Source organism: Neorhizobium phenanthreniclasticum, assembly GCF_040066075.1.
In the GTDB taxonomy this organism is placed as follows: domain Bacteria; phylum Pseudomonadota; class Alphaproteobacteria; order Rhizobiales; family Rhizobiaceae; genus Neorhizobium; species Neorhizobium petrolearium.
Genome location: NZ_JBEAAL010000008.1, coordinates 254,251 through 260,250 on the forward strand (window position 1 = coordinate 254,251; position 6,000 = coordinate 260,250).

Consider the following 6,000-nt stretch of genomic DNA (forward strand, 5'->3'; position numbering starts at 1 on the left):
TTTGGCTCCATTAAACGATGAAACTGTCGGTCTGGAGAGGTCGCGCATGGATGCGCGGTGGCGGCTCGGCAGACGTGCCTGCCTGCCGAAGCCGGGCGCCCGTCATTGGGTACGCGGGGCGTTGTTGTCGACCACCTGCTGATAGGCAACGAGGTCCAGGAAGGCTTCCGCATTGACGACGAGGCCATCCTTCATCTTCAATATCCAGACGAACTGGTTGCTATACGGCGCGCCCGACGTCGTGGTCGCCGTTCCGTCAAAGCGGATGATGATCGTGTCACCGTCGGCGAAGATGTTATGCACCTCCGGCACGATCGGCGTCGCGAGGCGGCTGGTCAAGGGGCGCGATGCCTGTTCGACAAAGTCCTGCTGGTTGCGATAGGTGCCGGCAACCGGCCCGGAGCCATGGATCGTCCAGACGACATCGGGAGCGAGAAGTTCCGCGAAGACGTAGGTACCCCCACGCCATTTTTCGAAGGCGGCTTCGACGATTGCCTTGTTCCGTTGCTCGATCGCGGCGCTGTCCGTAGCCTGCACCTGCGTTGCCGCGGTGTTGGCGATGGCTGCGCCCGGCAGGGCGAGCGACAGCAATCCCAATGCGATCAGAGCTGTTCGGCTCGGGCGGGCGGTCCGGCGGTCTCTCAAAAGATTGGTCATGGTATCGGTCCTTTCCAGTTGCTGAGGGTTGATGAAACCTGTCGACCGACCGTGGAGCTGAGCGCATCGTCGACAGGCCTCACGTCGTCTCCGCGGTCAGTCGCGGCGTTCGACCGCGGCACCACCGAAGATCAGTTGTTGGACAAGGGGGCGCTGCGTGAAGCGGGCGGGAAAGACGGGACTCGGTGCGCTGATCCGGTCCAGTCGTTCCAGCTGTTCCGGTGCAAGGACCAGATCCAGAGCTCCGAGATTGTCCTCGGCCTGGGCGAGCGTGCGGGCGCCGATGATGGGGGAGACGACGGTCGGATTGGCCAGCGTCCAGGCAAGCGCTACCCGCGATGGTGTAGAGTCGACCTCTTCGGCGACGGCTCGAACCTCGTCCGCAATCTCGATCGCACGCTCGTTCAGATGTCCGGACGAAGCTATGACACCCTTTCGGCTGGCAGACACCGTCGCCTCCTGCGAATCCTCGACGTCGGCAAGGGAATATTTGCCCGTGAGGACGCCACCGCCGAGCGGCGACCACGGAAGCACGCCGAGGCCCAAAGCCTCAGCCGCCGGCAGAAGCTCGTGCTCGACGGTCCGCTCCACGAGGCTGTATTCGATCTGCAGCGCCACGAAAGGAGACCAGCCGCGCATGTCGGCGAGCGTCTGCATCTGTGCAACGCGCCATGCAGGTGTGTTGCAGATGCCGAGATAGAGGACTTTCCCGGTGCGAACGAGGTCGTCTAGTGCTCGCATGATCTCGTCCGGCCGGGTCGTCATGTCCCATGCATGCAGATAAAGGAGGTCGATGCGGTCCGTGCCGAGCTGCGTCAGGCTCTGCTCGACGGACCGCACCATGTTCAGGCGGTGGTTGCCTCCGGAGTTCGGGTCGCCCAGTTCGCGTGCCATCGTAAATTTCGTCGCAAGGACGATCCGCTCGCGCTTGTCGCCGATGAAGGTCCCAAGCAGGCGCTCGGCGCGGCCGTCGGTGTAATTGACCGACGTGTCCACGAAGTTGCCGCCACGGTCGACATAGAGATCGAAGATACGGCGGGCCTCGTCACCGTCCGCCCCCCATCCCCAGTCGGAACCGAAGGTCATCGTTCCGAGGCTCAACGGCGAAACTCGCAAGCCCGACCGTCCAAGAAGTTTGTAGTGATCAAGCGTCATTCGGCTGTCTCCTAGCTGTGAGATCCATGGTAGACGCGTCGATGGGAGCGAACAATTTGCCCAATGATGACTACTGTGGTAACTGCTTCTAACCAATGGAAATCGATCTGAATGGCCTTTCTGTTTTCCTGGCCGTCGCCGAAGCGCGGAGTTTTCGCGTGGCCGCGGAGAATTTGGGCGTTACGAGGCCAGCCGTTAGCCAGACCATCCGACGCCTCGAGGATAGGCTGGGTGTCGCGCTCGTCCAGCGCACGACGCGCAGTGTCAGTCTCACAGAGGCCGGCGAACAACTGTATAAGCGGGTGGCGCCGGCTATTTCCGAAGTCGGACTGGCGCTCGACGCGACGGCGGACCGCGACAACGCACCGAGCGGGTTTTTGAGGCTGGCGGTGTCATCCATCGCCGAGCAGTTCATCTCAGGGCCGCTTCTTGCGCGTTTCGCGGACGCATTTCCTGCCATTCAGATTGACGTGACCGTCACGGACGACGAGTTTGACATTGTCGCGCAAGGCTATGATGCGGGGGTACGACTGGGCGAAGTCATCGATCAGGACATGATCGCCGTTCCGGTGTCGGGCGAGCAGCGCCAGGGCGCCTTTGCTGCGCCGTCCTACATCGAACGTTTCGGCAAGCCTGGACATCCTTCGGAACTCTCAACGCATCGTTGTATCGGCTGGCGTCCAGCGCCACACAGCGCACCCTATCGTTGGGAATTCGGTCAGCATGGACGGGAGTTCGACGTGGCTGTCGACCCGCAGATTACCACCAACGACATGTGGCTGATGATCCGCACAGCCTGTGCCGGCGGCGGCATCACCTTCGGAATGGAGGACACCTTCAAACCTTATGTCGAATCCGGTCAACTGGTCCCTCTCCTTCAGGACTATTGCCCTCCGTTTGCCGGCTTCTTTCTTTACTATCCCAGCCGGCGCAATCTTCCTCCCAAGCTTCGGGCACTCATCGACCATATAAAGCGGTGGCGATAGCGACCACCCGCAACATCGCTGCCGTGACAGGTGCTACCGGGCGGCCACGTCAACGCTGACGCCCTGAGGACCACGATTATCCGTAAGGCCCTGAACCGATCGCGGCGAGCCTTGACATTCGTTCGTACGGCAGCGGACGAATTACCTGCAGCCCGGGTTTTCGCCTCAGCATAACGACCGTCTACCAGGCTTGGCAGGAGGGGCTTTCTTAGGAACTCGGGGCCCGATCTGGTTTTTCGACCCATAAGCGTTTGTTGCTTACTCGGTGCGCATGACTACTTGGTTTTTTGAGTAGCGCTCTTGAAGAGAGCAGAACCTCAGACGAGGTCATTCACGTCCAGCATTGCAGTTGAAGGGAACCGAACCGACGGCTCGTTATTTGAAATTGCGCGTTTCAAATGACCTAACCTTTGCAGCAACCCAAACCGATAGCGCGGCCAGCAGGAACTAATGGTACGCCGCGCGAGTATTCCTCCATCCGCGGGCAAATGCCGCATACCATCGCGATCAAGCGCCCTTCTTACAATGGCCACTCGTAGAGGATCGTAGTTTTAGCGGTCCCGTCGGGGAAAAGCGTGGTTGCGGGGGCCTGAGTCCACAGAGACTTGTACATTTCAACGTCAATGAGACAGTCGAAGCGAAAATCATTTCCGTTTCGCGCTATGAGCTGACTTCGCTTTGTCTTGAACGGAATGACCGATGTGTCTCGCCTGCTTCCGTCTCGCCATTCATCAGCCCCTCGTTCAAATCGAGGTCCAGAATGGCAAAACGGCGCGTGCGAAAGTCGATCTCTTTATCCCGAAAGACTGTCCGGGATTTACCGGAATCGCTGTCCGCGAATTAGCGGAAATGCTGTCCCGGATTTAGTGAAATTGCTGTCCGGGATTTAATGGAATCCCTGTCCGCGAATTACCGAAACCCGCAATTCGAACCGCGCGGGCACGGACTTCAGGAGAAAATTTGTTCGTCGTTTTGCTTGTCATAGACCCTACTTCTCACGAGTTGGGGTCTCTGGCAAAGCCGGGGCGGTTCACTACGCCCGAATGCGCGTGAGACGCGGGCAAATCAGTGCTATGCGCCGGAGTTTTCCAGAATGCCCGGGAATTCGCATTCACAGATAAGGGCTCACGCCCCACTCTTTGCCAGGAACGGATCGACCCGTTTTCTGGCGAGGATTGCGTTGTGGCAAAGCGGAAAGGGAGCGCGGCTGGGAGCGTCCGGGTGGTTCTTCAACCATCCGAGGCCATGCCGGCCTACGATCCCGCAAAGCCCGATCAGCGCCTTCGCGACTTCGTCCGCCTGCTGGCGCGGCAAGCCGCGCGCAAATTCGTCGAAGCCGAACGGGAGCGCGCATCCCCCGACCACCTCCCGGATTAGGGAGATCGCCGCATGAAGGTCGCACTCTACGCCCGCTACTCCTCCGACAACCAGCGCGACGCTTCGATCGAGGATCAGCTGCGGATCTGCCGCGCCCGCGCAGAGCGCGAGGGCTGGACGATCGTCGACAGCTATACGGACCGGGCGATCTCCGGCGCATCACTGCTGCGGCCTGGCGTTCAGGAACTGATCGCCGACGGCCTCAAGCGCCGGTTCGACCTCATCCTGACGGAGTCGCTGGACCGTCTTTCGCGCGACCAGGAGGACATTGCCGGCTTCTACAAGCGCATGCGCTTTGCCGGCGTCAGCATCGTCACACTTTCTGAGGGGGAAGTCAGCGAGTTGCATATCGGCCTCAAGGGCACGATGGGCGCACTGTACCTGAAGGATCTCGCCGACAAGACGCGCCGCGGCCTGCGCGGCCGGGTCGAGGACGGCAAATCGGGTGGCGGTCTCTGCTATGGCTACGATGTCGTGCGGCAGATCGACTCTTCTGGAGAGGCCAGCCGTGGCGAGCGAGCGATCAATGACGTGGAAGCCAACATCGTTCGCCGGATCTTCGCGGAATATCTCGCCGGCAAATCCTCCCGCACGATCGCGATGATGTTGAACAGCGAAGGTGTACCGGGTCCGCAGGGCAGCGAATGGGGGCCGTCGACCATCCACGGCAATCCGAAACGCGGGACCGGCATCCTCAACAATGAACTCTATGTCGGCAAATTGGTCTGGAACCGCCTCCGGTACCTGAAGGATCCGGACACAGGCAAGCGCGTGTCGCGTCTTAATCCAGAGAGCGACTGGGTCGTCCAGGACGTCCCCGAGCTCCGAATAATCGACCAAAGTATTTGGAAGCTCGTGAAGGAGCGACAGAACCAGCTGACGTTGGAGCCCGGAGCGCGTTCGGGCGACAACATGAGCCTGAACGACCGCCGGCGCCCAAAACACCTGTTCACTGGTCTGGTCAAATGCGGCTGCTGCGGTGGCGGCTATTCGATGATCTCCAAGGACATGCTCGGATGCACCAATGCCCGAACGAAAGGCACTTGCGACAACCGGCTCAACATCCGTCGCGACACGCTGGAAGCGAGCATCCTGAACGGGCTCGACAAGCACCTGATGGAACCGGAACTCTTCAAGGAGTTTTGCGACGAGTTCACACGTGAGGTGAACAAGGCACGCATGGAGGCCCGTGTATCAATCGAAGCCGCCCAAGCCGAACTCAAACGGGTTGAGCGGGAGCATGAGAAGATCCTCGATCTATATCTCAAGGACGCGATGCCAGTGGATCTGCTGAAGGAGCTAGCGGCAAGCTCGAAGCGCGAAAGAAGGAACTCGCCGGGATTCTCGATGACGCTGACGAACCGCCGCCCCTGCTGCATCCCAACCTTGCAAAATATTACCACGAGGAGATCGCTGCCCTTCACGACCAACTTGGCAATGAGGAGACACGGGGGCGTGCAGCGCAGATGCTGCGCACGCTCGTCGAGCGGATCGAACTGGTGCCGAATGGCGATGAACTCGCGATTGTGCTGCGCGGCGATCTGGCGGCGATCCTGACGTTCGCCTGCGGCAAGAAGAACCCGCAGTTCCGCGAACAGACGGCAGTCCTTAAGGAACTGATGGGAGAAGCTGCGGTTTCCGGCACCCAGAAACGCAAAAAGCCCCACGGAGGGGGCTCTTTGGGATCGCAGGGATCGTTGGTTGCGGGGGCAGGATTTGAACCTGCGGCCTTCAGGTTATGAGCCTGACGAGCTACCGGGCTGCTCCACCCCGCGCCAAGCGTAAATCCCTTTGGGATTTATCGCGGTGATGTAAGCGCGAAGCG

The 6,000-nt window shown here is 60.3% G+C and carries 5 protein-coding genes and 1 tRNA gene; 3 read left to right on the forward strand and 3 right to left on the reverse strand.

Features of this window, described 5'->3' with window-relative positions; translation table 11 throughout:
• Nucleotides 1-102 precede the first annotated feature (102 nt).
• Nucleotides 103-657, reverse strand: a complete 555-nt coding sequence (locus tag ABK249_RS14190) for a nuclear transport factor 2 family protein (RefSeq protein ID WP_100771262.1) — start codon at nt 655-657, stop codon at nt 103-105.
• Nucleotides 658-753: 96 nt separating this feature from the next.
• Entirely contained in the window at nt 754-1,812 is a 1,059-nt protein-coding gene (locus ABK249_RS14195; RefSeq protein ID WP_348863149.1) for an aldo/keto reductase, read from the reverse strand.
• 95 nt (nt 1,813-1,907) lie between these two features.
• Here ABK249_RS14195 and ABK249_RS14200 point away from each other — a divergent pair, with 95 nt between their 5' ends.
• The 3 genes from ABK249_RS14200 (at nt 1,908) to ABK249_RS14210 (ending at nt 5,732) form a co-directional block, all read left to right on the forward strand.
• Nucleotides 1,908-2,798: a LysR family transcriptional regulator gene (locus ABK249_RS14200; RefSeq protein ID WP_027508847.1), complete on the forward strand. Its 891-nt coding sequence runs from the start codon at nt 1,908-1,910 to the stop codon at nt 2,796-2,798.
• 1,221 nt (nt 2,799-4,019) lie between these two features.
• On the forward strand, nt 4,020-4,175 hold the full coding sequence (locus ABK249_RS14205) for a hypothetical protein (RefSeq protein WP_348863151.1): 156 nt from the start codon (nt 4,020-4,022) through the stop codon (nt 4,173-4,175).
• A gap of 12 nt (nt 4,176-4,187) precedes the next feature.
• Complete coding sequence (locus ABK249_RS14210; RefSeq protein WP_348863152.1) at nt 4,188-5,732, forward strand: recombinase family protein; 1,545 nt, start codon at nt 4,188-4,190, stop codon at nt 5,730-5,732.
• A gap of 141 nt (nt 5,733-5,873) precedes the next feature.
• Here ABK249_RS14210 and ABK249_RS14215 read toward each other — a convergent pair.
• A tRNA-Met gene (locus ABK249_RS14215) sits at nt 5,874-5,950 on the reverse strand.
• Nucleotides 5,951-6,000: the final 50 nt, after the last annotated feature.